The 26042-nt window shown below is 42.4% G+C and carries 25 protein-coding genes and 1 other annotated feature (1 of these 26 cut by a window edge); of the genes, 1 reads left to right on the top strand and 24 read right to left on the bottom strand.

Features of this window, described 5'->3' with window-relative positions:
• Positions 1–173: a binding site (T-box leader), on the bottom strand; it reaches 43 nt to the left of the window's first position.
• 96 nt (positions 174–269) lie between these two features.
• From ppc to ybeY, 18 genes are all read right to left on the bottom strand, one after another.
• On the bottom strand, positions 270–2966 hold the full coding sequence (gene ppc / locus HMPREF1518_RS03170; RefSeq protein WP_000058163.1) for a phosphoenolpyruvate carboxylase: 2697 nt from the start codon (positions 2964–2966) through the stop codon (positions 270–272).
• Positions 2967–2989: 23 nt separating this feature from the next.
• The gene (gene ftsW / locus HMPREF1518_RS03165; protein ID WP_000703343.1) at positions 2990–4213 is read right to left on the bottom strand and encodes a cell division peptidoglycan polymerase FtsW; all 1224 of its coding nucleotides are present in this window, start codon (positions 4211–4213) and stop codon (positions 2990–2992) included.
• Positions 4214–4400: 187 nt separating this feature from the next.
• Positions 4401–5342 carry a peptidylprolyl isomerase PrsA gene (gene prsA, locus HMPREF1518_RS03160; RefSeq protein WP_000728080.1) on the bottom strand — a complete coding sequence of 314 codons (942 nt, stop codon included), beginning with the start codon at positions 5340–5342 and terminating at the stop codon, positions 4401–4403.
• A 67-nt stretch (positions 5343–5409) separates the two neighbouring features.
• Complete coding sequence (locus HMPREF1518_RS03155) at positions 5410–6123, bottom strand: O-methyltransferase (protein WP_000230412.1); 714 nt, start codon at positions 6121–6123, stop codon at positions 5410–5412.
• A gap of 1 nt (position 6124) precedes the next feature.
• A complete protein-coding gene (pepF, locus tag HMPREF1518_RS03150) occupies positions 6125–7927 on the bottom strand; it encodes an oligoendopeptidase F (protein WP_033584098.1) in 1803 nt (600 codons plus the stop codon).
• Positions 7928–7945: 18 nt separating this feature from the next.
• Positions 7946–8902, bottom strand: coding sequence for a competence protein CoiA (locus tag HMPREF1518_RS03145; RefSeq protein ID WP_033584097.1), 957 nt, complete (start codon positions 8900–8902; stop codon positions 7946–7948).
• Between the two features lie 76 nt (positions 8903–8978).
• Positions 8979–10127 carry a DUF1887 family protein gene (locus tag HMPREF1518_RS03140; RefSeq protein ID WP_033584095.1) on the bottom strand — a complete coding sequence of 383 codons (1149 nt, stop codon included), beginning with the start codon at positions 10125–10127 and terminating at the stop codon, positions 8979–8981.
• A 186-nt stretch (positions 10128–10313) separates the two neighbouring features.
• On the bottom strand, positions 10314–11174 hold the full coding sequence (tehB, locus tag HMPREF1518_RS03135; protein WP_033584093.1) for an SAM-dependent methyltransferase TehB: 861 nt from the start codon (positions 11172–11174) through the stop codon (positions 10314–10316).
• A 14-nt stretch (positions 11175–11188) separates the two neighbouring features.
• Complete coding sequence (gene smpB / locus HMPREF1518_RS03130; RefSeq protein WP_001051742.1) at positions 11189–11656, bottom strand: SsrA-binding protein SmpB; 468 nt, start codon at positions 11654–11656, stop codon at positions 11189–11191.
• The gene (rnr, locus tag HMPREF1518_RS03125) at positions 11619–13973 is read right to left on the bottom strand and encodes a ribonuclease R (RefSeq protein WP_033584092.1); all 2355 of its coding nucleotides are present in this window, start codon (positions 13971–13973) and stop codon (positions 11619–11621) included. Before rnr ends, smpB begins: the two co-directional genes overlap by 38 nt.
• 96 nt (positions 13974–14069) lie before the next feature.
• Positions 14070–14303 carry a preprotein translocase subunit SecG gene (secG, locus tag HMPREF1518_RS03120; RefSeq protein WP_000282517.1) on the bottom strand — a complete coding sequence of 78 codons (234 nt, stop codon included), beginning with the start codon at positions 14301–14303 and terminating at the stop codon, positions 14070–14072.
• Between the two features lie 39 nt (positions 14304–14342).
• The gene (rpmG, locus tag HMPREF1518_RS03115) at positions 14343–14492 is read right to left on the bottom strand and encodes a 50S ribosomal protein L33 (RefSeq protein WP_007519517.1); all 150 of its coding nucleotides are present in this window, start codon (positions 14490–14492) and stop codon (positions 14343–14345) included.
• Positions 14492–15691 carry a multidrug efflux MFS transporter gene (locus tag HMPREF1518_RS03110; protein WP_033584091.1) on the bottom strand — a complete coding sequence of 400 codons (1200 nt, stop codon included), beginning with the start codon at positions 15689–15691 and terminating at the stop codon, positions 14492–14494. The genes rpmG and HMPREF1518_RS03110 overlap by 1 nt, the downstream gene beginning before the upstream one ends.
• Positions 15678–16283 carry a dephospho-CoA kinase gene (coaE, locus tag HMPREF1518_RS03105; RefSeq protein WP_033584090.1) on the bottom strand — a complete coding sequence of 202 codons (606 nt, stop codon included), beginning with the start codon at positions 16281–16283 and terminating at the stop codon, positions 15678–15680. Before coaE ends, HMPREF1518_RS03110 begins: the two co-directional genes overlap by 14 nt.
• Positions 16283–17107 (bottom strand): DNA-formamidopyrimidine glycosylase, encoded by an 825-nt coding sequence (gene mutM, locus HMPREF1518_RS03100; RefSeq protein ID WP_033584089.1) that lies wholly within the window; start codon positions 17105–17107, stop codon positions 16283–16285. The genes coaE and mutM overlap by 1 nt, the downstream gene beginning before the upstream one ends.
• A 48-nt stretch (positions 17108–17155) precedes the next feature.
• Positions 17156–18055, bottom strand: coding sequence for a GTPase Era (gene era / locus HMPREF1518_RS03095; RefSeq protein WP_033584087.1), 900 nt, complete (start codon positions 18053–18055; stop codon positions 17156–17158).
• A 16-nt stretch (positions 18056–18071) separates the two neighbouring features.
• Positions 18072–18467: a diacylglycerol kinase family protein gene (locus HMPREF1518_RS03090; protein ID WP_009730050.1), complete on the bottom strand. Its 396-nt coding sequence runs from the start codon at positions 18465–18467 to the stop codon at positions 18072–18074.
• Positions 18448–18945 carry an rRNA maturation RNase YbeY gene (gene ybeY, locus HMPREF1518_RS03085; protein WP_000275169.1) on the bottom strand — a complete coding sequence of 166 codons (498 nt, stop codon included), beginning with the start codon at positions 18943–18945 and terminating at the stop codon, positions 18448–18450. The genes HMPREF1518_RS03090 and ybeY overlap by 20 nt, the downstream gene beginning before the upstream one ends.
• 104 nt (positions 18946–19049) lie before the next feature.
• Between ybeY and pavA the strand changes: the two genes are divergently transcribed.
• A complete protein-coding gene (gene pavA / locus HMPREF1518_RS03080; protein ID WP_033584085.1) occupies positions 19050–20705 on the top strand; it encodes an Rqc2 family fibronectin-binding protein PavA in 1656 nt (551 codons plus the stop codon).
• A gap of 207 nt (positions 20706–20912) precedes the next feature.
• On the opposite strand, the gene HMPREF1518_RS03075 is transcribed toward pavA, so the two are convergent.
• From HMPREF1518_RS03075 to HMPREF1518_RS03050, 6 genes are all read right to left on the bottom strand, one after another.
• Positions 20913–21644, bottom strand: a complete 732-nt coding sequence (locus tag HMPREF1518_RS03075) for an NAD-dependent protein deacylase (RefSeq protein WP_009730048.1) — start codon at positions 21642–21644, stop codon at positions 20913–20915.
• A 153-nt stretch (positions 21645–21797) separates the two neighbouring features.
• Complete coding sequence (deoD, locus tag HMPREF1518_RS03070) at positions 21798–22508, bottom strand: purine-nucleoside phosphorylase (protein WP_025171735.1); 711 nt, start codon at positions 22506–22508, stop codon at positions 21798–21800.
• Between the two features lie 221 nt (positions 22509–22729).
• The gene (locus HMPREF1518_RS03065) at positions 22730–23440 is read right to left on the bottom strand and encodes a type 1 glutamine amidotransferase (protein ID WP_033584082.1); all 711 of its coding nucleotides are present in this window, start codon (positions 23438–23440) and stop codon (positions 22730–22732) included.
• Between the two features lie 4 nt (positions 23441–23444).
• Positions 23445–24254, bottom strand: a complete 810-nt coding sequence (locus HMPREF1518_RS03060) for a purine-nucleoside phosphorylase (protein ID WP_033584080.1) — start codon at positions 24252–24254, stop codon at positions 23445–23447.
• On the bottom strand, positions 24251–24811 hold the full coding sequence (locus tag HMPREF1518_RS03055; RefSeq protein ID WP_033584078.1) for a DUF1697 domain-containing protein: 561 nt from the start codon (positions 24809–24811) through the stop codon (positions 24251–24253). Before HMPREF1518_RS03055 ends, HMPREF1518_RS03060 begins: the two co-directional genes overlap by 4 nt.
• Before the next feature lies 1 nt (position 24812).
• Positions 24813–26024, bottom strand: coding sequence for a phosphopentomutase (locus HMPREF1518_RS03050; protein WP_033584076.1), 1212 nt, complete (start codon positions 26022–26024; stop codon positions 24813–24815).
• Positions 26025–26042 lie beyond the last annotated feature (18 nt).

Below are 26042 nucleotides of genomic sequence, written 5' to 3'. Positions count from 1 at the left end.
ATCCCTATCGCTCTTTCTCGCAATAACGAGTTGCACTGTAAGGTGTGCTCACCGAATTTTTATGATTTCAAATTCTTAATAAGATTCAGCCCAATTTCATCAATTTCATCTATCTGCTTTCACCAACCACAGACTCTCTAAAAAATGAGCATGATTACTTTCTGAATGTTTAAATTATATCATTTTTCAACTACTTGTCAAGGCTATTTTTAGAATTTTTTAAACAATTCAAAAACTTCCCCTTTATAAAAGAGGAAGTTTGTAGAATATCAGCCTGAATTACGTAAACCGGTTGCAATTCCGTTGATAGTTGTATGGATCAGTTTTTCTTCGTCAGCCGACAATTCGCCGCGACGTTGACGTTTGATCAACTCCAACTGGATGTAGTTCAGGATATTAAAGTAAGGCATACGATAGTTTAGACTGTCTTTTAGGTAAGAGTTTTCTGCCAAGAGTTCGTCATAACCTTCGATAGCTAAAATAACGTCCTTAGTCAACTGCCATTCATCTAAAATAGTGTAGTAGATAGCTTGTACTTCCTCGTCTTCACAGAGCTTGGCATATTCAAAAGCAATGTTCATATTAGACTTAGACAAGACCATGTCTACATTGGAAAGCAAAGATTGGAAGAAAGGCCAGTTTTGGTACATATCACGAAGAAACTCGATATTCTTTGGATCTTGATCTATAAACTCTTTAAAGCTGGATCCTACTCCATACCATCCAGGGAACATGACACGGCTTTGTGACCATGAGAAGACCCAAGGAATGGCACGCAAACCGCCAATTTCAGTGATGGTCTTACGAGCTGCTGGACGCGAACCGATATTGAAGCTTGAAATAGCCTTGATTGGACTTGATTCAAAGAAATAGTCATAGAAATGTTCATTTCCAAAGACCAAATCACGGTAGATATCATAACTACGGTCTACTACTTGATCCATGATGGCTTCGTAACGATTTGACGTATTGGTATCACTCTTCTTCTTTGTAATCATACGGTTAATGGCTGCAGAAACCAGCATTTCAAGGTTGTAATAAGCAGCGTCTTTGTTTCCGTATTTATTTCCAATGACTTCTCCTTGCTCAGTCAGACGGATACGGTCCTTAATAGACTTGAGCGGTTGAGATGTGATAGCTTCATAAGTTGGTCCACCACCACGACCCACAGTACCACCACGACCGTGGAAGAAAGTGACCTTAACGCCAAATTCATCTCCAATAGCAGTCAGTTGTTGTTGCGCTTTATAGAGAGTCCAACATGATGATAAATAACCACCGTCTTTGTTACTATCAGAGTAGCCAAGCATGATTTCTTGGTAGTTGTCTTTTGAAGCAATCCATTTTTTAGCCAAAGGTAGAGAGAAATATCTTCTCATGGTTTCTTCTGAGTGATCCAAGTCTTCGATTGTTTCAAAGAGGGGAACAATCTGAACGCGGGCTTTTTGGGCATCTACCAAGCCGACTTCCTTAAGCATAATAGCTAGTTCGAGCATATCGGATACACTGGTTGCGTGCGAAATGATGGTTTGACGAATGACGTTTTCACCCAGTTTATCCTTCAACTTACGCGCAGCTTTAAAGATAGATAGTTCTTTTTCAAGCAGTTCTGACTTTTCAGCATGAGTCGCTGAGAGGATACGAGGATCTTCTTCCAACTCTTTTAAGAGGAGGGCGCATTTTTCGTCTTCAGACAGATCGCTATAGTGGTCGTTGATACCAGCAGATGCAAGCAATTCTGCTACACAGGCTTCATGAACACTAGAGTCTTGGCGCATATCAATAGAAGCAAGGTAGAAACCAAAAATTTCGACAGCTTGCATCAACTCGACAAATTCTCCTGAAATCAGGTATTCCCCTTTGTTCTCAAGGAGAGAGTCGCGAATGGCCAACAAATCTTGATAAAATTCATCTGCAGTGGCATATCTTGGCTGAAGGTCCTTGTCTTCAATGAGATAAGCCTTGGTTGCCTGCATCTTAGCTTGGATGTCAAAAAGAGCACGACGATAGAGTTCTTTTTCACGGTAAATCGAGTTATCTTGTGACTTCAGCGCCATCTCACGGACCTTGTCGCTGACATTCACGATGCTGGTTGACAGTGAAAACTCACGATAAAGATTATAAATCTTTTCATCATAGTAGTTCATGATGACTTCACACTGAGTCAAAGCTGATTTGTTGAGGGTTTCCGCAGTTACGAAAGGATTTCCATCACGGTCTCCTCCGATCCACATCCCCATAGTAATCGGTTTTGGATGCTCAAGCTCGATACCTTGTTCTTTAGCTAGTTTCTTATACTCAGCCGTCAAACGTGGAACAGCATTCAGGAAAGAACTTTGGTAATACTCCATCACGTTGGTGATTTCGTTCGTTACTTTCAATTTTTTCTCACGAATCATGTCCGTTTGCATGATAATCTCAATGTAACGGCGGAGATCTGTGTGCCATTTTTCTTTATTAATCAAGCCGAGTTTGACATCACGGTACTTGCGCAAGAGCGTATGGATGTGGTTGGTTAAATCCAGCATACTCTTGCGTTGTACTTGCGTTGGATGGGCGGTTAAGACAGGAACGACATTTAACTTTTCTAAAATTTCGGCTGCATTTTCTTTTTCAGCTACCATCTTAATCGTTGTAGATAATTTTCCTAAATAGTCTTGGTCCACATTGTTTTGGTGATTGATTTCATAGGCCAAATCCACATCCTCAGAGATATTAATCAAAAGTGGAAGGATAGAGAAATAGCGTGAAATGTAAATCATTTCTTCATTCGAAAGACTGGTCACTAGGTCATTGAGCCCTTGATAATTCTCGCTAGTTGATAATTCCTTCAACTGGATAATCTTTTCAAAGGTTTCTGGCGCCAGCATATTTTTTGTGATATCTTCTAATAGCTCAGTCAGAATCAAGACTTCCTCTTGGACGACTGCTTTATTACTATAGTTTTCTAATTTTTGAAGAGACATATACTTTCCTTTCCATTCAATCCTTACAGACTTTCATCGGTTTGATTTTCGTATTCTCTGATAAGTTTGGCACGTTTTTCACTGGCATCAATATTCAGTACAAGCGCGATGGCCACGGATAATACCAATAGACTGTTCCCACCTTGTGAAAGGAAGGGGAAGGTTACCCCTGTAGAAGGAATCAACCCTGAAATCCCACCAATATTGACAAAGACCTGAACAAGGATCATTCCTCCGACACCAATAGCAACCATAGAGTTAAAGGGGTCCTTTGCTCGAATACCAACCAAGATGATTCGCAAAATCAAGAAGAAGAGTAGAGCCAAAATCATACTGGCTCCTACGAATCCAAACTCCTCGATGACAATCGAAAAGACGAAATCCGTATGGGCTTCTGGCAGATAACCACGCTTCTCGATAGAATTCCCTAGTCCCAGTCCGAACCAGCCACCATTAACCATGGCATAGTAGGAATTTGCGAGCTGGTGTCCTGCACCCGCCAAGTCATTAAAGGGATTAAAGAAGGCACTAAAACGTTTAGCAACGTAACCAAATACAGGAATTTGAGAGAACTTTTCAACCCCAACAAAGCGAATGACAGACAAGACTAACATTGAACTTCCTGCCAAGAGAGCTAGAATGGTCGAGAACCAACGATAGGCAATCCCACTAACCGTATACATGATGAGCGCCACCAAGACCAAGATGGTCGCATTACCCAAGTCTGGGAAAATTCCCAAGCTACCAATCAGAACCAGCAGAACAAAACGCCAGTCATTAAAAGCTCGAGGTAGCCACTGATTCTGTGTCAAAACCTGGAAGTCATAAACCGCAATCTCATCTTGTTGTTTTGAAAAACGATGTGCCAGGTACCAGATGATGATAATCTTAAGGTACTCCGCAGGCTGAATCGTTACAGGTCCTACAGAAATCCATCCGTATGCTCCATTGACAGGTGTTCCGACCAGTCGCGCCAGAGCTAAAAGAACCATCTCCACAATCATTACGATAAAGATGAGACGTCCGTTTCTTAGGAAACCTAATTTTAATTTATAGATTAAGGCAATCAGAATCAAACTAGCTATCCAGAAGATCCCCTGGTTACGCACCAATTGAAAGGCGCTTTTTCCTTCTTCAATCAAGGTTGCACTCGTTGTCGAGTACACCACAATCAGTCCCAAAATCGATAAAAGGAAATAAGGAATCAAAATGGAATAGTTTAGTAGGTGCCTTTTACTAATTTTCATATTTCACCACTCTAATAGGAACAGACGCTTCTGTTCCCAATTCCGTTTTATTTTCTAGTTTTGATTGTTATTATACCACTTTTTCAGAAAGAAAAAAACTCTTATCCTTTAATCCTTCGAATTTTACTCATTTTCTAGTATCAGGTATAAAAAAACAAATCTCTTTTGAGATTTGTTTTTTGCCTTCTTAGTTAGATGAAGAGCTGCTGCTTGAGCTTGAGTCACCACCACCGATGTATTGGGTGAAGATGTTTTGGAAGGCTTGATCCTTAACCTTGATGTTTGCCGCTTGCAATTCTTTACCAATTACTCCTTGAACAAAGGCTGAATCATTTTGTTTCTGAGTCAAGATGATGGTCTTCAATTTTTCTTTGTAATCCTCAATATTAGAAGATTTTTCTGTTTTCTTCGTTACTTTGATGATGTAGAACTGACTGCTGTAGGCTTGTGTTCCGGTAGCTGTAATCACATCAGAAACCCCATTCACATCCAAGGCAAAGGCTGCTTTCTTAACTTGTTCTGGAAGTTCTGTAGAAGCAGAGTCAAAAGTGATTTCTCCACCATTTTCTTTTGTCTTGTCATCGTTAGAGTTGTCTTTTGCCAACTGAGCAAAATCCGCACCTTCTGCTTTAGCTTTCTCAAGTACTTCTTTTGCCTTGTCTTCATTATCCAAACGGATGATTTGAGCTGTCACATCTGGTGTATAAGACTCAAAAGCTTTTTGGTAGGCTTCGTCTGTCAACTCGCTCTCTGCAGCCTTCTTAACCGCTAATTCAACCAATTTGCTGGTACGGATTTGAGCTTTACGAGTCTCAGGTGTCATACCTGCACGTTGAAGCACGCTGTTGTAGCTATCGCCGTATTTCTTTTGTTCTTCAGCAACAGCATCATCCACATCTTTATCCGTTACTTCTGATCCATATTGTTGTTCAAATACTTTTTGGATGGTCATATTGAGCAAGACTTGTTGTGCAGTTGGATTGTTCTTTACTTCTTCAAAGAATTGATGCTCTGTAATCACATCGCCCTTCATGCTGATCAAATCTTTTCCTTCAGAACTGTTTGAACAAGCTGCAAGTGTTGCTACTGATAAAAGTGTGATGGCTCCTGCCATAAGTTTTTTCTTCATTTTTACTCCTTTTACGGTAAGTGTTACCTTATCTATTTTACTATAATTTCTTAAATTTTTCTGAAAATCATTCGCTCTCAGGAAGCTCTACTTCTGCTAGATTCTTTCGTAGCATGAGAATACCATCTCCAAGTGGAACTAGAGTTGCTGTTAGACCTGGATTGTCCAAAGTTGCGTCGAAAAGTCTTTGCAAACCACGGTAAATGGTGCGTTGACCTCGGCGGACTTCCATGATGTCCTTGGCAACATCTCCTCCTTGGAAAATATCATCCAAGACCACTACTCCACCGACTTCCAAGTGCTTGAGGATTTCAGGCAGAAAGACGATATACTTGGACTTGGCCGAATCCATAAAGACAAAGTCATAAGTTTCTGTCAGACTGGATAAAACATCGACTGCATCTCCCTCTAAAAGAGTGATTTGCTGACGACTGTCAAACTGGGCAAAGTTTTCCTTGGCAAAGCCAATCATCTCAGGATTACGGTCAATGGTTGTAATCTTAGCATCTGGCGCATGCTCCGCCATCAAGAGAGCAGAAAAACCGATAGCTGTCCCAATTTCCAAAATGTTCTTAGGTTGCATAGTTTCCATAAGAAAACGGAAGTAGGCAACTGTTTCATGGGGAATGATGGGAATGTTCTCCTTGCGAGCAAAGGTCTCCAATTCTTTCAAAGAACCTGTCACCTGCTTTTGACGCTGGCGCATGAGTTCAACGATTTCTTCCTTGACGACGGGCCGACGCATATTGTGATTGGCATTTTTACTATAAGACTCTACCATCTTAAGCTAGTCCCAATTTTTCAACAAGGGCTTCAAACTCGTTCAAGCGACGTTCAAAGACTGCAAAGGCATCGTTGAGATAGTCTTCCTTCTCCATATCCACTCCCGCTTTTCTCATGACATTGAGTGGATAGTCTGACTTACCTGCCTTGAGGTAGTCGATATAGCGGTCACGATCTTCTTGACTACCATGGACAATCTTTTCAGCTAAGGCTGAAGCAGCTGCAAAACCAGTTGAATACTGATAAACATAGTAGTTATAGTAGAAGTGAGGAATGCGTGCCCACTCGTATTGGATCTGAGGATTGTCTTCCTTGCTGAGTCCATAGTACTCTTGGTTCAAGTCAGCGTAGAGTTTATTGAGGAAATCACTTGTCAAGACTTCTCCATTTTGGTCTGCTTGGTGGATAGCATGTTCAAACTCAGCGAATTGAGTTTGACGGAAGACTGTTCCACGGAAACCGTCTAGGAAGTTATTGAGAATAGCAAAGCGAGTTGCGTCGTCTTCCACTTCTTCCAACAATTTCTCTGTCAAGATATTTTCGTTTGTGGTTGAGGCAATCTCCGCCAAGAAGATAGAGTAATCCCCGTAAACATAAGGCTGGGTTTCACGAGTATAGCTTGAGTGCATACTGTGACCTGTTTCATGGACAAGGGTAAAGAGATTGTCTAGATTGTCCTGCCAGTTGAGAAGCATGAAGGCATTGGTATCATAAGAACCACCAGAGTAGGCACCAGAACGCTTGCCTTGGTTTTCATAAACATCAATCCAACGCTCACTGAAGGCACGTTTGACACGGCTCAAGTAGTCGTCACCTAAAACTGCCAAGGCTTCTTCTGCCTTTTTCAAGGCTTCTTGATAGGTAAAGCTGTATTCTACTGAAGACAGTGGTGTGTAGACATCGTACATCTTGAGATCAGAAATACCCAAGATTTTAGAACGAAGTTCTAGGTAACGATGCAAGAGTGGCAAATGCTTGCGAACTGCTGCTACTAGATTGTCATAGACACTTTCTGGAACAAAGTTTGCTGCGAGGGCTGCATGGCGAGCACTCTTATAGTTGCGAACTTTTGCTCGGTAGTTTTGCACCTTAACATTTGTCTGCAAAGTCTTAGCGTAAGTATGTTGGAATTGCTCGTATGTCGCATAAAGGGCTTCATAGGCACCACGACGCACTTCACGGTTTTTAGACTCCATCAAACGGATGTAAGTACCGTGTGAGAGTTGTACTTCATTGCCTTCGTCATCAAGAACGTATGGGAAGCTAATATCCGCATTATCCAAAATAGCAAAGGTTTCACTAGCAGCGCCAAAGATTTCTCCTGCTCCAGCAAGCAATTCTTCCTCACGTTGTGAAAGAACATGATCTTTCTTTTGCAAGAGCTTGTCAAAAAAGTGCTTGTAAACTTGGAGTTTTGGTTGAGCTTCTAGGAAGGCAGCATACTGCTTTTCGCTAACCTCCATAAACTCAGGTTCATAGAATGAAAAGGCTTGTTCTAACTGACTGTACAGGGTCATTGCCTTAGCATAGTACTCTTGATACTTGGCTTCACGCGTGTCCTGATCATTTTTCATATGCGCATAGACATAAAGCTTTTCAACTTGGCGTTCCAAGTCAAGTGAGAATTCTGTAATCTCAAGCAAACTGTCTGCACTATCCAAGAGATGCCCTTCATACTGAGATGCTGTTTGTACTTTTTCAGTTAAATCTTTCAAGGCTTCTTCCCAAGCCTGGTCTGTTGGGTAGATTGTTGAAAGATCCCATGTATCTTTTTCATTTATTTCATGTCGTTGTAATACCATAAGATTCCTCCATCCTTTCTATTTTACCACATTTTTTGAGAAATATAAGCGATAAAAGGCTGGCGGATAGAGCTTTTGGCGATTATTTTTCGGATTTTTTTGATAGTAAGCCTGAAAATTTCTATAATAGCTAGTCAAATCCGTTTCAATCTGCAAAAAATCACCTGATTCTATCGGCTTGACTTGAGGATACCAGTCGTCTAGTTGATGGTTTAATAGATTGTCTCCTTGATAATAAGCTTCCTCCTGCTTCTTCATCCAGTAGGGCGTTTGATAGTACAACTGCTGGCGAATGTAGTGACAGATAGTGGAATCTTGCACAACTGCAAAACGAGGCAGTTTTTGTTTTTGATAAGGAAATCGTAGAATTTCCAAGAGATTTCCTTGGCCATAGGGAAATTCCTTGACCTGAAAATGAAGCTTGCCACGTAGATCCTGATGCAAAAGATATTTGAGTCTCAAAACTTGCTTTTTGAGATCCAGTTCCCAAACATAGAAACCCATATTTTGACTAATATAGAGGAATCCTCTTTGCAGTTGTGTTAACCGCTCTTTTAACCAGAGTTTTTCTCCCAGTAGCCAGATAACCTGATAGCCCTGGCTGCGGTATCCTTGACTTCTATCGCCTAAAAGCTTTTGAGACAAGGGACTGCACTGAACCTCCAGAGCTAATTTCTCATTGACGAGAACATCCGCAACCTGCTGGATCTCGGGCAAACTATATTCTAAGGCGACCTGATTGTCCTTCTTGGCCCAGTAATAAAGGGCCTCTTTGTTGCCTAAGTGTTCTGGACTTTCATTTTCAAAAATGGCAATACAATCTCTTAACCTTTCATGAGCAAAATGCGTTCGAATACTCTGTCCTTGGCGTAATCGTAGTCCGCCCCCACAGGCGGGGCAGGTATAAGCTTGCTTGGTCACATCTTTTTCAAGGGCATTCACCAAATTCCCCTTGGCATCTCTGGCTACAAACATGATCTACCTCCTTTTCTCATTTATTCGAAAAAGAAGCAAAAAAGACTGGATTCCCAGTCTTTCATGATATTATTTCTTATCTTTTTTGTCTCTTAGAATATTTTTTTAGCATGGGAATGAGATTGGGAATCTGCTCACTTCTAATGACCAGCACCCCGTATTCCTGACAACGATTGGCATAAACGGGATTGATTTTCCCCGTACAGACAATTAACTTGAGGCAACTCTCCCCAGCAAAATGATTGGCGTAGACTTCTAGTTCATTGATGGCTTCGACTGATAAATCTGTCATCTTGCAAGAGATAAAGGTAATCGAGCGTCCCTTTCTCAGAATGACATCAATCTCATTTTGAACATTGTCCGCCTCTGGAAAGATGCCATTCCAATCAATCTCACCGCCTATCATGCACTCATCAAACAGCTGAGATTCAAGCGCCAAGAGATAGAGATATACCTCTAAAATATGCCCCTTGTTGCGACAAAAGACCTGAGCTTCTTGACTTGGAAAACTGTAAGCTACTCGCTTCTTGTCTTCGCTTTCAATACTAAGCATCCCCGCTTCCACAAGTAAGGGGATAAGGGATTCTGGATAGTGATAATACTTGCCGTTGTTTTCCAGTATCTTTTCAGTTTCAGCATGCAGATCATTGGTCTTTGCTAGAGAGAAAAATTGGGTCACTTGATACCAGTTGGCAGGATTGGAAATGGCAGAGCTGGCTAGCTTTTTGATGGCTGCAACTTGTTGAACTGAGTGGATAGGGCGTTTTGATTTGAGTATTTTCCCACCACGCAAGGCTATCAACTGTTGGATGCTTAAAGTTGGAATGTCCAAATCTTCTTTTTCTAACTGGCCGGCTACCCACTTATATTGTTTTCCTCGCTCGACATCCATGGCAACGATGGGAAGGTCCCGATCCAAGCCATATTGATAGAGAGATAAGGCTAGTAGCGAATCCCCACCAAAAACATCAAGAAGAACCTGGTCATAGCCTGCTAGACAATAATCTAACTGGTCCGCTAGTTGTTCTAAGGATAGCTGACGAAAGGTCACTCGTTGGATATGAGGCACCTCTTCCATGATGAATTGACGGAGGGAGACTTTCTCTTCATTGCTTATTTTCGTTAAAGATAGAAAAAGAATCTCGTCACAATCACTGATAAAGGCTTGGTAGACATTCTTTTCCAATACATGCCGATCATACAATTCCACCAAAAGACTCGTCATTCGACCACCTCCATCATCTACAACATCTTGCGCTGAGAGCGACAGCAATACAGCTCTACTGCTCAGATTTTCTACTTCTAGTATAGCATAAAATTAAGCTTGTCCCAATCACCCAACGCAAACAAAAACGAATAGAAACCTTGCAAAGTGGTCTCTATTCGCTTGTTGGTGTTTGATTTACTTGATTTACTTTATTTTTCTGGCTAGCATAGTCGCAAATCGTAGTTGAATACGATTGCCATTTTCATCACGACGGTGCAGATGCCCTGGATTTTCATTGTACTTAATCAATTCCCAATCCTTGTAGTAGTCCGCCAACTCCCCTTCTTTAAAGGTGAATGGGAAGTTGACTGAGCAAGGATAATCCTCCGTGTCTATAGCACAGACGATAAGGTTATAACCACCAACCGTGGTGTGCTCCTGCATATTTTGGATAATAGCTGGAATGCGGTCCGCTTGTAGGAACATGAGAACAACAGTTGATACGATAAAATCATAGGCTTGCCCGATGCTGGCTGAATTGATATCATAAAGTCCGACAGGCATGTCTAGATCCTCTTGTTCCACAATGCTTTGCAAGATTTCAAGGGACAATTCATTTTGATCAACAGCTGTCACATCAAAACCATTCTGTGCGAGAAAGAGAGAGTTACGTCCTTGACCACAACCCAAATCCAAGGCTCTTCCTGGTTTCACCGTCTGCATAGCCTCTAGGACCTCTGAATGGACTGGATTGGTCTGGTATTTCTTAGGGAAATAATCCTCAGGTTTACAATAAAATTCCAAGTACCACTCTACATCGTCTGTTGCAGCCTCTACTCGGTGCCAGGCTTGCGGTTGCGCCATGGGATTGTCTGCTCCTGCCTCAAAGAGGTGCTCAGCTAGAACCTCACCATCTTCTGTTAACTCAATAAACTTGAGTACCCCCTTCAAGACAGTAATTTTTCCCCAAGTGCCGACCTTAGTATTGTGCTTTTGCTGGACAGCTTCTGGCATGGTCTGTTTATTCCACAAGGGCATCCGTTTATAGGCAATTAATTTTTCCATTTTACTTCCTCTTCTTAACGCTGGTTGACAGCTTTCATCACACGCGCGATGTCGCGGTTTTGTTCACGACGCTTGATGGATTCGCGTTTGTCATAGTCATGTTTCCCTTTTGCAAGTCCTAAAAGGAGTTTGGCGTAGCCATCTTTGATATAGACTTTAAGGGGAACAAGGGTCATCCCTGTTCCTTTGGTCTCTTGTTCCAATTTTTGAATTTGCTTCTTATGGAGCAGGAGTTTACGGCGGCGTTCTGGTTCCTGGTTCCAGATATTACCCTCTTCGTAAGGGGCAATATGAACATTGCTCAGCCAGACTTCCCCATTTTTTACTTGGGCAAAGCCATCCTTGAGATTGATTCGAGCAGCTCGAACGCTCTTGATTTCAGTTCCAGTCAGGACCATCCCTGCTTCTAGCGTATCTACGATTGTATAGTCGTGGTGCGCCTTTTTATTTTGTGCGACGACCTTTCCCTCGCCCTTTGCCATGCTTGGCTCCTTTCTTAGCTACTTCCTTGTAAAAAGGTTTCTTGCCTTTTTTCTTTTTATCTTTTTGTGAATGCTTGTGCTTATCATTTGAGCGCCCTGATTTTCTCTTGTCTTCCTTCTTGTCTGAACGACGACTTGAACCACGACCTCTTTCTTTGCGACCAGCTTGTTTCAAGCCTTTTTCAATGACATCAAACTCACTTGGGATATAAGAGAAGTCAATCTCACCTGTCATCTTATCGGCTCTTTCAACTCGAATGCGAATCTGCTGTCCTACACGGAAGGTTGTTCCTGATTTTTCCCCACGGAGTGTCAAGTCACGCTCGTTAAAATGATAAAACTCAGGCAAATTGGTGATGTGAATCAAGCCCTCAACTGTATTTGGCAATTCGACAAAGAGACCGAATTTGACGATGCTGGATACAACCGCATCATACTCTTCTCCCACGTATTCTTCCATGTACTCAGCCTTTTTCATGGCTTCGACTTCACGCTCTGCCTCAATGGCACGACGCTCACGATTGGAAGACTGGGTTGCAATCTCTGGAATCACTTGTTCAAAATGCTCTGCTATTTCCTTAGAACGGCCGTAATCCCGAATCATTCGATGGACTAGAAGGTCTGGATAACGGCGAATCGGACTGGTGAAGTGAGTGTAATAGTTAGCGGCTAGTCCATAGTGACCGTGATTGTGCTCAGAATAGCGAGCCTGTTGCATAGAACGGAGAAGCATCATGGATAATACATCCGCATAAGGTTCTCCCTCAACAGCACGCATGATGTCTTGGAGGGCCTCTTGGCTAATCTCACTAGCAGTCCCATAAATCCGCAAACCAAAGCTTGAAGCATAATCAATAAACTTCTGAACTTTTTCAGCCTTGGGCTCCTCGTGGATTCGATAAATGAAAGGTAGATCCAGCTTGCTAAAGTGCTCGGCAACCGTTTCGTTTGCAATCAGCATAAAGGACTCAATCATCCGCTCAGCAACACCACGCTGACGAAGAACGATATCCACAGGCTTACCTTTTTTATCCACTAGAATCTTTGCTTCGCTGGTATCAAAGTTAAGGGCGCCACGCTTCTCACGCATGCTTTCTAGCCTTTCATGAAGCTTGGCCATGAGTTCGATACTAGGAACAATTTTCTTATACTCTTGTCTTTTTTCCTCGTCACCTGCTAGGATATCATTGACAGCGCTATAGGTCATACGAAAGCTAGTCTTGATAACTGTTTGGGTAATGGTGTAATTAACCACACGACCGTGTTTATCAATTTCCATAATAGCAGACTGGGTCAAGCGATCTACTTGAGGATTGAGAGAGCAGATGCCATTTGACAGTCGTTCTGGAAGCATTGGTACCACACGGTCTGTCACGTAGACAGAAGTCGCGCGGTTAAGAGCTTCCTTATCAAGGGCAGAACCCTCGGTCACATAGTAGGAAACATCTGCGATGTGAACTCCAAGCTCGATATTGCCATTTTTCAAAGCCTTGATGTGTACTGCGTCGTCCAAGTCCTTGGCATCCGCACCGTCAATGGTAAAGGCGATTTCATCTCTCAGGTCCAGACGACCTTCCATATCCTTTTGAGACGGAGCTTCTGGCACACTTTCTGCTTCCTTGAGAACAGCTTCTGGAAATTCTGAAACAATATCCATGGATTCCAAGACTTCAAGAACGTCAATCCCAGCATCAGTCGAGTGCCCCACCACGTCTAGCACACTAGCGACAAAGAAATCATGTTTCTTACTTGGGTATTTGTCAATAAAGACCTTGAGAACTTCAGTACCTTCCAACTTGATAGCCGGTTTCTTCACATAAATCGGTTGGCTGATTTTCTGATTCTTTGAACGAATGTAGCCCGCATACTTGGGCTTTTCCTGATCCAGAACGATTTGCCCGACAACGGTTGTCAGGCTGTGTTCTAAGATATCAATAATTTTGGCTTCTGCAGCAGTTCCCTTGTTGCGGTCAGCGACTTTCTTGATGACCACCTCTACGGTATCACCATCAATGGCATAGTTGACATCGTTTTTTCCTACAAAAAGGTCGTCCTCTTCGCCTTCTATACTGACAAAGCCAAAGCCGTTTTTATGGGCATGAAAAATCCCTTTGAGGGTGATTTCATGTTTCTTCTTTTGGTCCAGACATAAACTGCCATCATCTTCAAAGCGAATCTGGTGCTTTCTTTCCATCAGAGACAGGGTTTTAATCAACTCACGGAAATCCTTGGATCTATCCTTTCCGAGAGCCTGAGCTAGGTCATTTACCGTCACTCGCCCCTTCTCTTGCAAATAATCTTTAATTTTATCTTTCATGTTTTCTTTCTAGATTTTTATAATTTCTTTTTGAGTGATAACTTTCTAAGTGTCATTTAAAATAAAAATAGGCTAAGACCTAGTCTCGCCCATTTCTTATCTACTTGATAATACCGTCAATGCTAAGGCAATGGCTAGCCAGAAAAAGACTAAAATACCTGTCAAACGTTGCATCACAGCTTCAAAACCACGCGCCTTACTACGTTCAAACAAATCACCTGAGCTGGCATCAAATACATTGCTGGATTGGTTCTTAGTTGGTTGCATGAAAATCGCAATCACAATCACAACAGATAATACTAATAAAATGGTTAACAATAGGTTATACATATCAAACTCCTTAAAATCCCTATTATTTTACCATAAAATCTACTTAGATTCAAGATGTAGGGTTACTTTTCTTTCCTTGGGACAATACTTTAACACCTCAATCTTGTCTGGATGAGTTTTGGAGTTCTTACTGGTTAGATAATTCATGCTGCCACAAGAGGAGCACTTGAGATTGATTTTTACTCGCACTAGATTTCCTTTACTTTTAATAACGATCTAAATTGCACTAAGTTACATAAACAACTGAAAGCCACACAAGCTGCTGTCGCATAAAAGACAGCATGGTAGCCCAAATATCCTGCAACTGCGGATCCCGCCATAGGTCCGATCACTCCACCAAGGTAAAAAAAGACTTGGTTGAAGGCGAAAATCCTTGAAATACCTGATTTTGGAGTCATTTTGCTAAGAAGGGCATTGACTCCTGGTATGAGAGCTCCCGTTCCCAAACCAAAGAGAAAACGATACAAGCCAAGTTGAAGGGGGCTGGTTGCATGGGCACAAAGAAGGTAAATGATGACGGAATAAATCTGCGCTGCAACTAACAATCTATGATTCCCTACCTTATCGCCAAGTTTTCCTAGAATTCCTGCACTCATCATGCTAGAAAATCCCATGCTAGATACGATCAATCCTGATACAAAGAGGAGATTCTCAGTCTGCCCTAAGTCCCGCACATAGAGAGCTAAAATGGGACCAATTGATTGAGCTGAAAATTGAATGACAAAGCTCGTCAAAAATAGGTTTACTAAGAGCCTAGGATACTTGAAAGAAGAAAATACTTCTTTCGTTGGAATAGCCTTCTCCTTAGCCACGGGCTGAAAATCTTCCTTGATAAAGAAAATGGTTAGGATTGCAGCTAAAAATAAGAAAGCACCTACCAATAAAAAGACATTACGAATGCCAAAAATTTCAGCAATAAAGCCTCCAACAAAGGGACCCGTCAGTGTTCCTGCAACAACACCTGTAGATAGAGTTCCCAGAGCCGCTCCCGACTTATCTTTCGGTACCTGACTAGCAATCAAGGCTGTTGCATTGGGGACAAAACCAGTAAATACACCATTGAGCAAGCGCAAAAAGAGTAGCCAATAGATATTTGGCACGAAGGCCAAACCTCCCATAGTGATGGTCATGGCAAGACCTGCTCGAATCATCATGGGTTTTCGACCGTACTTATCAGCAAGAATACCCCAGATGGGAGAAACTAGAGCTGCTGAAACAGCGGAAACTGAGATGGCTAATCCAGCATAAAAAGCAACTTGGTCCCCTTCAATTCCCAACTGTTCTACAAAGATAGGCATGAAAGGAACGACCAAGGAAATGCTGGCGCCCGTTAGAAAACTACCGAACCAGGCGACACGAAGATTCTCTTTCCAACTAATCTCTTGCACAGCTATCGCCTCCTTCAAGTAACTTCACTACTTGAGTCACAAGCTGATCACGACTGCCATTGTTGTCTAGAACATGACTGGCCAAATCTTTCTTTTTCTCTAAAGACCATTGGGCGGCCAAACGCGACTCTGCTACTTCCTTAGAAAGTTGATCCCGTTTCATGAAACGTTCCACCTGAACATCTCGGTCCACATAGACCAGCCACGTTTCATCAAACCAAGCACCGTAGTCCTGTTCAAAAAGTAGGGGAATATCCATGAAAAAAATCGCTTCTGTCTGAGCCAACTGGTCTCTCAGTGCAGCCAATTCCTCACGAATAATCTCTCCTTGGGTTTGTTTAGACCATTCTCGTTCTTCAGGGTTTGAAAAGATGAGACTAGCCAGGAGAGGGCGATTGAGTTCTCCATTTTCAAGGATTATTTTTTGTCCAAAGTGCTGAACTAAGAGCTGATAAAGACGACCACCAGGTTTTTGTAGCTGGTGGACGACTGCGTCAGCATCAACCACTTGAAAGCCTTTTTCTCTTAGGAAATTTGTCACAGTTGACTTACCAGAAGCAATTCCTCCTGTGATTCCGATGATTTTTCCCATCAGCCCCTCCTTTGACACTGAGGACAAAAATGAGTTCCCCGTCCACCGAGCTGGAATTTCTCAATCACTGTCCCACAGCGCGAACATGCTTGTCCAGTCTTATCATAGACCTGATGGAAGTCCTGCATGGTTCCGTCTTCCCCAAAGGCATTGGTATAGGTCCGAATGGTGGAACCGCCCTTTTCGACTGCCTGTCCCAAAACAGCAATGGTCTGGTCATGAATAGCTGTCGCTTCTTCTGCTGTCAAAGTCTGGGAAGGTCTTGCTGGATGAATCTGAGCTCGCCAGAGAACCTCATCCACATAGATATTGCCAAGGCCAGCTACCAAGGTCTGGTCTAGGAGATGGGATTTGATAGGCTTTTTAGACTTGGATAGAGCAGCTTGAAAGACCTGCAAATCAACGTCCTGCTTTCTTGGCTCAGGCCCTAGTTTTTTAGATACAAAGTAGGCATCCAAAAGGTCGGGTGCCAAGAGTTCCATGGTGCCAAACTTGCGTACATCCTCATAAACAAGCATCCCACCATCCTCAAAATGGAAGAAAACATGGGCGTGTTTACGTTCAGGAACCTGATCCGGATAGTAGAAATACTTGCCCTCCATCCGCAAATGGGAAATCAAGACCTTGTCTGTCAGGAAAAAAAGCAAATATTTTCCACGACGCCCCATGGACTCAATTACTTGACCAGGCACTTCCTTTCGAAACTCGTCCAAATCTGTCTTAATCATCTTGGGATAAGCAATCTCAATATTAGAAATCTTCTTTCCCAAGATCAATTTTTCTAAGCCACGACGAACCGTTTCAACCTCAGGTAATTCAGGCATAAATCCTCCTTCTGTAAAAACAAGAAGCAGGCATGAGCCCACCTCTACTTAGTATTCTTTTTCATTATAGCCAAAGTCAGCCAAATCTAGCTTTTTATCACGCCAGTTTTTCTTGACCTTGACCCAGGTTTCTAGGAAAACCTTGTCCCCTAGCATGAGTTCGATATCACGACGGGCCAGGCTACCAATTTTCTTAAGCATGGCGCCACCTTTACCGATGATGATACCTTTTTGACTATCACGCTCGACCATGATGGTTGCACGGATATGAACCTTGTCTGTCTCTTCATCACGCTTCATGGAGTCAACTACCACTGCAACTGAGTGAGGAATCTCTTCTCGAGTTAGGTGCAAGACTTTCTCACGAATCATCTCTGAAACCAAGAAACGCTCAGGGTGGTCTGTGATTTGATCAGATGGGAAATACTGGAACCCTTCCTCCAGATTTTCACTCAAAATATCGATTAGACGAGAAACGTTATTTCCCTGAAGGGCTGAGATAGGAACAATTTCCTTGAAGTCCATCTGATTACGGAAGTCATCAATCTGAGCCAAAAGCTGGTCTGGGTGGACCTTGTCAATCTTATTCACCACCAGAATCACAGGAACCTTGGCAGCCTTGAGACGCTCGATAATCATGTCGTCGCCCTTACCACGTGGCTCATCAGCTGGCACCATGAAGAGAACAGTATCCACTTCACGAAGGGTGCTGTAGGCAGATTCCACCATAAAATCGCCAAGGGCTGTTTTAGGCTTGTGAATTCCTGGTGTGTCAATAAAGACGATTTGCTCCTTATCCGTGGTGTAAATCCCCATGATTTTATTGCGCGTTGTTTGCGCCTTGTCACTCATAATGGCAATCTTTTGCCCCATGACGTGATTTAAAAAGGTTGACTTCCCAACATTGGGACGTCCTAAAATGGCTACAAAGCCTGATTTAAATGTCATAATTTCCTCTTATAGTTTAAAAAAGTATATCCCAAATGCGTGGGAGAAAGATAAGTGCACCTGTCACTGCAGCAAAAAGAGAGACCACCAGCACGGCACCTGCTGCCATGTCCTTGGCTTTCTTTGCCAACATAGAAAAGTGATAGTGACTGGCTAAATCCACTACATTTTCAATAGCAGAGTTAATAATCTCAAATGCTACTACCAAGAAAATGCTCATTAGGAGAAAGAGCCATTCGATCCGTGACACCTGAAAAACAAAACCTGCAAGGACGACTACTAGTGCCGTCACTGCATGTTTGCGCATATTACGTTCGTCCTTGATAGCGGTAAAAATACCTGTCAAAGCAAATTCTAAACTAGATACCAGGTCACGATTTTTCCATTTTCGTTTATTGTCTTGTGAGTCCATAGGCTGTCAAAATTTCTTCTTGTAAACCGAACATCTCCGCTTCTTCTTCCGGAGTGTAGTGATCATAGCCGTTAATGTGTAAAAAGCCGTGTACTGCCAAGAAGCCCATCTCACGCTCAAAGCTGTGACCGTATTCCTCAGCCTGCTCATGCGCTTTATCGATAGAGATAAAAAGCTCCCCAATGTAGGCATCAAACTCAGACATCATTTCTGCCAATTCTGGATTTTCCAGCAAATCCTCTTCGTCAAAGGCAATGTCCAACTCTGGCTTATACTCAAGGCTGATGACATCCGTCGGACGATCGGTATCACGGTACTCGAGATTGAGTTCGTGGCTACGCTCGTTGGTCACAAAAGTGACTGCCATCTCCTTGTCTTCTTTTCCTATTTTTTGGGCTGCAAATTCCAAAATTTCTTGGGTTTGTTGTAAGATTTCTTGTGAAACTTGACCAGTTTCATCTACCATTTCAATATACATGTACTTCTCGATTCTCTTTACTTGGCTTTATTATACCACATTTCCATGATTTTATTCTACCTTTTTGATATAATACTATGGAACACAATCACAAGGAGAGAACGATGTCATTTGACGGATTTTTTTTACACCACATGATTGAGGAATTGCGAAGCGAGTTGGTCAATGGTCGCATCCAGAAAATCAATCAACCTTTTGAACAAGAGTTGGTCTTGCAAATCCGCAGCAATCGCCAAAGCCATCGCCTGCTCCTCTCTGCCCATCCTGTTTTTGGGCGCATCCAGCTAACCCAAACGACTTTTGAAAATCCAGCCCAACCTTCGACTTTTATCATGGTTTTGAGAAAGTATTTGCAGGGTGCCGTGATTGAGTCGATTGAGCAAGTGGAAAACGACCGTATTGTGGAAATTACCGTTTCCAATAAAAACGAGATTGGGGACCACATTCAGGCTACCTTGATTATCGAGATCATGGGCAAACACAGCAATATTCTACTAGTTGATAAAAGCAGCCATAAAATCCTCGAAGTTATCAAACACGTCGGCTTTTCACAAAATAGTTACCGCACCTTGCTACCAGGCTCAAGCTATATCGCTCCGCCAAGTACAGAATCTCTCAATCCTTTTACTGTCAAGGATGAAAAGCTCTTTGAAATCCTGCAGACCCAAGAACTAACAGCAAAAAATCTTCAAAGTCTCTTTCAAGGTCTAGGACGTGATACGGCAAATGAATTGGAAAACATTCTTGTCAGTGATAAACTGTCTACTTTTCGAAACTTCTTCAGGCAAGAAACCAAGCCATGCTTAACAGAGACTTCCTTCAGTCCAGTTCCTTTTGCGAATCGTGTAGGAGAGCCTTTTGCCAGTCTTTCGAATCTCTTAGATACCTATTATAAGGATAAAGCCGAGCGCGACCGCGTTAAACAGCAAGCCAGTGAACTCATTCGTCGTGTTGAAAATGAGCTTCAAAAAAATCGCCATAAGCTTAAAAAACAAGAAAAAGAGTTACTAGCGACAGACAATGCTGAGGAATTTCGCCAAAAAGGAGAATTGTTGACAACCTTCCTCCACCAAGTTCCGAATGACCAAGACCAGGTAGTCTTGGATAACTACTACACCAATCAACCTATCACCATTGCGCTGGATAAGGCCTTGACTCCCAGCCAAAATGCTCAACGCTATTTTAAACGTTACCAGAAACTCAAAGAAGCTGTCAAATACTTGACTGAGTTGATTGAAGAAACCAAGGCCACCATTCTTTATCTAGAAAGTGTCGAGACTGTCCTCAACCAAGCAGGGCTGGAGGAAATCGCTGAAATCCGTGAAGAATTGATCCAAACAGGCTTCATTAGAAGACGCCAACGTGAAAAAATCCAGAAGCGCAAAAAACCAGAGCAGTATCTAGCAAGCGATGGCAAAACCATCATCTATGTAGGTCGAAACAATCTTCAAAACGAAGAATTGACCTTTAAAATGGCCCGCAAGGAGGAACTTTGGTTCCATGCCAAGGACATCCCTGGAAGTCATGTCGTCATCTCAGGAAATCTCAATCCTTCTGACGAAGTCAAGACAGACGCAGCAGAGTTAGCTGCCTACTTCTCCAAAGGGCGCCTGTCAAATCTCGTGCAAGTGGATATGATTGAAGTGAAAAAACTCAACAAACCAACTGGTGGCAAACCCGGTTTTGTAACCTACACAGGACAAAAGACCCTCCGCGTTACACCAGACCCAGAAAAAATCGCATCTATGAAAAAATCCTGATTTCAAGTGAATTCAGGATTTTCTTTTACATTTTACTCTGCAATCAAGGTTTCCAAACCAACCTTCATCATATCGGTGAAGGTGTTTTGATTTTCTCAGCCAGTTTTTAATAACTCTAAAAGAGCGAGATAGTGGTCAATAAATCAATAAATGAGATAGTTTTCTCTTTCAAGTAACAAGGTTTTGTTGCTATCTTCTAAAATTCTTTTATTGTCTCAATTTCGAAAAGACTTCCCCAATCTTACCTTCAATGACCAATGTAGCTTGGCTGTCTTGTGGAATACTGGTTTTATTGATAAGGACCAGATTTGTCCCAGAAAAATAGTTTACTAGGCTAGCTGCAGGATAAACAACCAAGGAAGTCCCACCAATAATCAGCAAGTCTGCTTGCCGAATAGCTTGTGCAGCTTGACTAAAAACATCCATGTCAAGTGATTCTTCATACAAGGTCACGTCAGGCTTGACCACCTTGCCACAGTCTAAGCAGTGGGGAACAGGTCCCTCGAGGGCAAGAAAAGCAGTTAAGTCATAGAAATGTTGACAACCTAGGCAGTAATTCCGGTCCGCACTCCCATGCAATTTAAAGACTTTTTGGGAGCCAGCCATTTCATGAAGACTATCGATATTTTGTGTCACAACAGCCTTTAGCTTACCTGTCTTTTCCAAAGTAGCCAGATAAGTGTGAGCAGCATTAGGCTTTGCTTCTGGATAAATCAGGTATTTTTTATAGAAGTCAAAAAAATCTTCTGGATAGCGCTCAAACATGGTTCGAGAAACGAGTTGCTCTGCCGTAAAATGACGGCCTAACTGATGACTATAAACACCATCTGAACTACGAAAATCTGGGATATTAGACTCGGTTGACACTCCTGCCCCTCCAAAGAAAACAATCCGTTGGCTTTGATCTATCAAGTCTTGTAATTGTTCAATTTTATCCATCACATTTCTCCTTAAGCTGGGTTCTAAAAAAGTTGAAAACCAATAGCTCCAGCAATCTGATTTTCAACTCTTCCTTTATCATTACTGATATATTTGAGATTAAAGCATTTGAATCAATCTTAGAAATAACCTTATCTCAAAGTAATACGATGTTTACTCTGCAATCAAGGTTTCCAAACCAACCTTCATCATATCAGTGAAGGTGTTTTGGCGTTCTTCTGCAGTAGTGTCTTCATCTGGATTGACCAAGCTATCAGAAATGGTCATGATAGCAAGTGCGTCAACGTGGTGTTGGGCAGCAAGATAGTAAAGAGCCGCTGCTTCCATTTCCACAGCCTTGACTCCCCATTTACCAAGCTCGATGTTCTTTTCAAAGTAGTTTGAGTAAAAGACATCAGATGACAAAACGTTCCCAACGTGGGTGGTCATACCGAGATCTTTGGCGATATGGTAGGCCTTGTCTAGCAAGTCAAAACTAGCGATTTGTGGGAAATCATACTGTGGCCAGTCGTTGCGAATGATGTTTGAGTTGGTTGCAGCTGCTTGCGCCAAAACCAATTCACGGACGTGGACATCTTCATTCAAAGAGCCCGCAGTTCCCACACGGATCAATTTCTTCACTCCGTAGTCTACAATCAACTCACGCGCATATATAGAAATGGACGGCATTCCCATACCAGTTCCCATGACCGATACACGGTGGCCCTTGTAAGTACCAGTGTAGCCAAACATGTTACGCACTTCATTAAAACAAACAGCATCTTCAAGGAAATTCTCCGCAATAAACTTAGCACGAAGAGGATCCCCCGGAAGAAGAATTTTATCAGCAATTTCACCCTGCTGAGCAGCAATATGGATAGACATAGTTAAGATATAAAGGGCGACAGAGAACAATGTAAAAATAGGAAACTGACGAAGCATCGCAGATGCTAGACAGTTTATCTTTTTTACACAGTTCTCCGCCCGTATTCAGTTCAACAAATACGGTTTACCCATCCTTTCTTTCTTGATTTTAAAATTAAATATTTCGCAAAACAGTTAGCCCGAGTTTGACTATAGCTCAGATACTCTGCTTTCTGTAGTTCCTAGTTTACCAATGAATCTAAAAATGCATACAGTTTTGCATTCATTTCAGAATAATCGTTTCCACGTAATTCTTCTGGTGTTTGAACGAAAGTGAACTTTTCACTTTGCTCTCTTAATTGCTCCCCACCATCCGCAGTAATTAAGAGTTCTATTATTTCTGCACCAAATTCCAAATGGGCTTGAAATGCATAATGCTTCGGACTAAAGCGAATAATTTGGCGTGGACAACCTTGACTCGTCGCAAGAACAACAGCATCCTCTGTCAGCCCTGGCATATCACCGTGCCAGTGGCCGGTTTCTAAGGTTTCTCCGAACAAGCTGACATGAGGATCTGTTAGGCCTTGCATCGTCAATGTCACAGGATAAACGCCGATCTCGCGCTCTGGACTATGTTCATACTTCGCACCATAGGCAACAGACAGGAGCTGCGCACCAAGACAGACACCAACAATATAGATATCTGCAGCAATCGCTTCTTTCATAAAAGCAAGCTCAGCCTTAGGGTCGTAGTATGGGAAGTTTTCTCTATCCTCATCAGGAGATTGGGGACCACCCATGACAATCAGAAAATCAATCCCGTCAATTGTTTCAGGAAGAGGTTCTTTTTCGTAAACCTTTGTTGATGTAATGTGATGCCCTCGTGCCAGAGCCCATTTTAGATAAGCACCTGGAACTTCAAAGGTCTCATGTAAAATAAAGTGAACTCTCATGCCACTACAATTCAGCAAGAATAGCTTTCAGCAAACCTTTGAAATCACCCTTGACACGTTCAGTCACTTCCACAACTTCTTCGTGGTTGAGTTCTTCTTGGAAACCAGCCGCAAAGTTAGTAATACATGAAATTCCTAGAACTTTCAAGCCAGAGTGGGCTGCCACGATAACTTCAGGAACAGTAGACATACCAACTGCATCTGCTCCAAGGGTCTTATAGGCACGAATCTCTGCTGGTGTTTCATAAGTTGGACCAGTTACACCGATATAGACACCTTCATCAAGCTTGATACCAAGTTTTTTAGCTACTTGATGAGCTACAGCACGGTATTCAGGTGTGTAAGCTTTAGACATATCAGGGAAACGAGGACCGAAATCATCCAAGTTTTCACCCATCAACGGATTTTGACCCGTAAAGTTGATATGGTCTGAGATAGCCATCAAAGTACCAGGACCATAACCAATACCTCCTGCAGCATTGGTTACAATGACACCTTCGCATCCGAGAACTTTCATCACACGTACTGGGAAAGTCACGACTTCCAGAGGATTTCCTTCGTAGAAATGGAAACGACCTTGAAGAGCCAAGACCTTGCGACCTGCAAGTTCTCCATATACCAATTTACCAGCGTGACCGACTACTGTCGAACGGCCCCAGTTTGGAATATCTGCATAGTCTACTACAACTGGATTTCCAATTTCTTCTGCCAATTCTCCAAGACCTGATCCAAGGATTAAACCAAATTCAGGCGCTTTGATTCCTTTATCTTTCAGAAAAGCAGCTGTTTCCTTGATTTTATCTAAGAATGTCATTCTGTGTCTCCTTTATTATTTTTTAGCATTTGACCGATTTTGTCAAAGGTTTTTGCGTTGCGAATGGTGATGTTGCGATAAAAAGGTATCTTGAGCAAGTACTTGTGATAGGCAGTTGCATAGTAGGATTCTTCAGAGAATTTCCCCCAGAAAATCCCAAGTCTTCCAAAATGAACCACTTCATCTTTCAGTTCCAAACTTTCAACTTTCTCAATGACTTGAGCCACATCCAAGCTCTCCGTGTAGAAGAGCACATCCTTTCGTGCCAAATCTTTGGTCCACCATTCAGGCAGATTCTTCAGCTCTGCTTCATAATCTTCCTGACTCAGCAAAGAAAAGCTCTGAATAAATGGATAATGGATTTCAAAGAAAGCCTCTAACTTTTCAACCAATTGGGCTTTGGGAGCTATCGAAGTAAAGAAAATGTTGCCACTGTTGATGTAGGTTTCAATCTTTTCCAGTCCCAACTCTATCAGTTCTTGACGAAGTTGCGACATAACAACCTTATTCTTCCCACCGACATTAATGCCCCTAACCAGTAAAGCATAGTGTGTCATCTTATACCAATTTATCTAAGAAACTTTCACCAATCATGGCAGTTTCCACACCAAAGTTATCGGCAACTGTCGCTGAGATATCTGCGAAATGTCCAACTGGAATGACACCATTTCCTTTAAAGCTAGGGCTGTATGCTAAAAGTGGGATATATTCACGAGTGTGGTCTGTTCCTGCATAGGTTGGGTCATTTCCATGGTCCGCAGTAATCAAGAGAAGGTCGTTCTCTCTCATGGCTGCGATAATTTCAGGCAAGCGCTCATCGAACTCATGCAAGCAATCACGGTAACCATGAGCATTGCGGCGGTGGCCGTAAAGGGCATCAAAGTCCACCAAGTTTGTGAAGGAGAATCCTTTTTCAAATTCAGCAAGTCCCATTGTCTTCAATAGTGTATCAATTCCGTGGCTGTTTGACTTGTTGTGGCCCATGTCATGATTGATACCCGCGCCGTTAAAGATATCGTTGATTTTACCAACAGCATAAGTATCGATGCCAGCGTCATTCAATTTATCCAAAACAGTTGGTGCAAATGGGGAAACGGCCAAGTCACGACGATTTGCTGTGCGAGTGAAGTTACCTGGTTCACCAACATACGGACGGGCAATGATACGACCTAGAAGGGCAGGACGTTCAAGTGTAATCGAACGAGCGTATTCACAGATACGGTACAATTCATCCAAAGGAATGATGTCTTCGTGGGCAGCAATTTGCAAAACAGGGTCAGCTGAAGTATAGATAATCAACTCCCCAGTTTCCATTTGACGTGGTCCGAAATCATCGATAACAGCTGTACCTGAGTAAGGTTTGTTGGCTTCACGAATGACCTTACGTCCTGAGAATTCTTCGATTTTTGTCAAGATTTCTTCTGGGAATCCGTTCCAGAAAGTATCAAAAGGCTCGGTAATATTGAGTCCCATGATTTCCCAGTGTCCAGTCATGGTATCCTTACCAAGTGATACTTCTTCCAATTTTGTTGCATAACCTGTTGGGTTGCTTTCAGCTGGTACCGTCTTCAGAGGAGTTTCACGAGGAATATTTCCTAGACCGATTTTAGCCATGTTTGGCACATTCAAACCAACTGTTTTTGAAATGTGCCCCAGTGTGTCAGAAGCTCCATCTGGAACTCCTGCATTGACAAAGTTATTGGCATCTGGTGCGGCACCGATTCCTACAGAATCGAGTACTACCAAGTGAATACGATTAAATTTTGACATAGTGTATCTCCTTACTAT

This window comes from Streptococcus sp. SR1, from assembly GCF_000526075.1.
In the GTDB taxonomy this organism is placed as follows: Bacteria; Bacillota; Bacilli; order Lactobacillales; family Streptococcaceae; genus Streptococcus; species Streptococcus halitosis.
The sequence above is the reverse complement of the archived record's forward strand: the minus strand, read 5'-3'. Positions and strand labels throughout refer to the sequence as shown.

What these genes read in the sequence shown, in the direction of transcription:
- HMPREF1518_RS03145 (WP_033584097.1), bottom strand. Translation starts at nt 8,902, where the DNA reads ATGTTTGTAGCCAGAGATGCCAAGGGGAATTTGGTGAATGCCCTTGAA.
- HMPREF1518_RS03060 (WP_033584080.1), bottom strand. Translation starts at nt 24,254, where the DNA reads ATGACATTCTTAGATAAAATCAAGGAAACAGCTGCTTTTCTGAAAGAT.
- deoD (WP_025171735.1), bottom strand. Translation starts at nt 22,508, where the DNA reads ATGTCTATCCATATTGCTGCTCAGCAGGGTGAAATTGCTGATAAAATT.
- smpB (WP_001051742.1), bottom strand. Translation starts at nt 11,656, where the DNA reads ATGGCAAAGGGCGAGGGAAAGGTCGTCGCACAAAATAAAAAGGCGCAC.
- tehB (WP_033584093.1), bottom strand. Translation starts at nt 11,174, where the DNA reads ATGGAAAAATTAATTGCCTATAAACGGATGCCCTTGTGGAATAAACAG.
- HMPREF1518_RS03050 (WP_033584076.1), bottom strand. Translation starts at nt 26,024, where the DNA reads ATGTCAAAATTTAATCGTATTCACTTGGTAGTACTCGATTCTGTAGGA.
- ybeY (WP_000275169.1), bottom strand. Translation starts at nt 18,945, where the DNA reads ATGTATATTGAAATGGTAGATGAAACTGGTCAAGTTTCACAAGAAATC.
- pavA (WP_033584085.1), top strand. Translation starts at nt 19,050, where the DNA reads ATGTCATTTGACGGATTTTTTTTACACCACATGATTGAGGAATTGCGA.
- prsA (WP_000728080.1), bottom strand. Translation starts at nt 5,342, where the DNA reads ATGAAGAAAAAACTTATGGCAGGAGCCATCACACTTTTATCAGTAGCA.
- secG (WP_000282517.1), bottom strand. Translation starts at nt 14,303, where the DNA reads ATGTATAACCTATTGTTAACCATTTTATTAGTATTATCTGTTGTGATT.
- HMPREF1518_RS03075 (WP_009730048.1), bottom strand. Translation starts at nt 21,644, where the DNA reads ATGGATAAAATTGAACAATTACAAGACTTGATAGATCAAAGCCAACGG.
- mutM (WP_033584089.1), bottom strand. Translation starts at nt 17,107, where the DNA reads ATGCCTGAATTACCTGAGGTTGAAACGGTTCGTCGTGGCTTAGAAAAA.
- ftsW (WP_000703343.1), bottom strand. Translation starts at nt 4,213, where the DNA reads ATGAAAATTAGTAAAAGGCACCTACTAAACTATTCCATTTTGATTCCT.
- coaE (WP_033584090.1), bottom strand. Translation starts at nt 16,283, where the DNA reads ATGGGAAAAATCATCGGAATCACAGGAGGAATTGCTTCTGGTAAGTCA.
- HMPREF1518_RS03065 (WP_033584082.1), bottom strand. Translation starts at nt 23,440, where the DNA reads ATGAGAGTTCACTTTATTTTACATGAGACCTTTGAAGTTCCAGGTGCT.
- ppc (WP_000058163.1), bottom strand. Translation starts at nt 2,966, where the DNA reads ATGTCTCTTCAAAAATTAGAAAACTATAGTAATAAAGCAGTCGTCCAA.
- HMPREF1518_RS03055 (WP_033584078.1), bottom strand. Translation starts at nt 24,811, where the DNA reads ATGACACACTATGCTTTACTGGTTAGGGGCATTAATGTCGGTGGGAAG.
- HMPREF1518_RS03140 (WP_033584095.1), bottom strand. Translation starts at nt 10,127, where the DNA reads ATGACGAGTCTTTTGGTGGAATTGTATGATCGGCATGTATTGGAAAAG.
- rnr (WP_033584092.1), bottom strand. Translation starts at nt 13,973, where the DNA reads ATGAAAGATAAAATTAAAGATTATTTGCAAGAGAAGGGGCGAGTGACG.
- era (WP_033584087.1), bottom strand. Translation starts at nt 18,055, where the DNA reads ATGACATTTAAATCAGGCTTTGTAGCCATTTTAGGACGTCCCAATGTT.
- pepF (WP_033584098.1), bottom strand. Translation starts at nt 7,927, where the DNA reads ATGGTATTACAACGACATGAAATAAATGAAAAAGATACATGGGATCTT.
- HMPREF1518_RS03155 (WP_000230412.1), bottom strand. Translation starts at nt 6,123, where the DNA reads ATGGTAGAGTCTTATAGTAAAAATGCCAATCACAATATGCGTCGGCCC.
- HMPREF1518_RS03090 (WP_009730050.1), bottom strand. Translation starts at nt 18,467, where the DNA reads ATGGACTCACAAGACAATAAACGAAAATGGAAAAATCGTGACCTGGTA.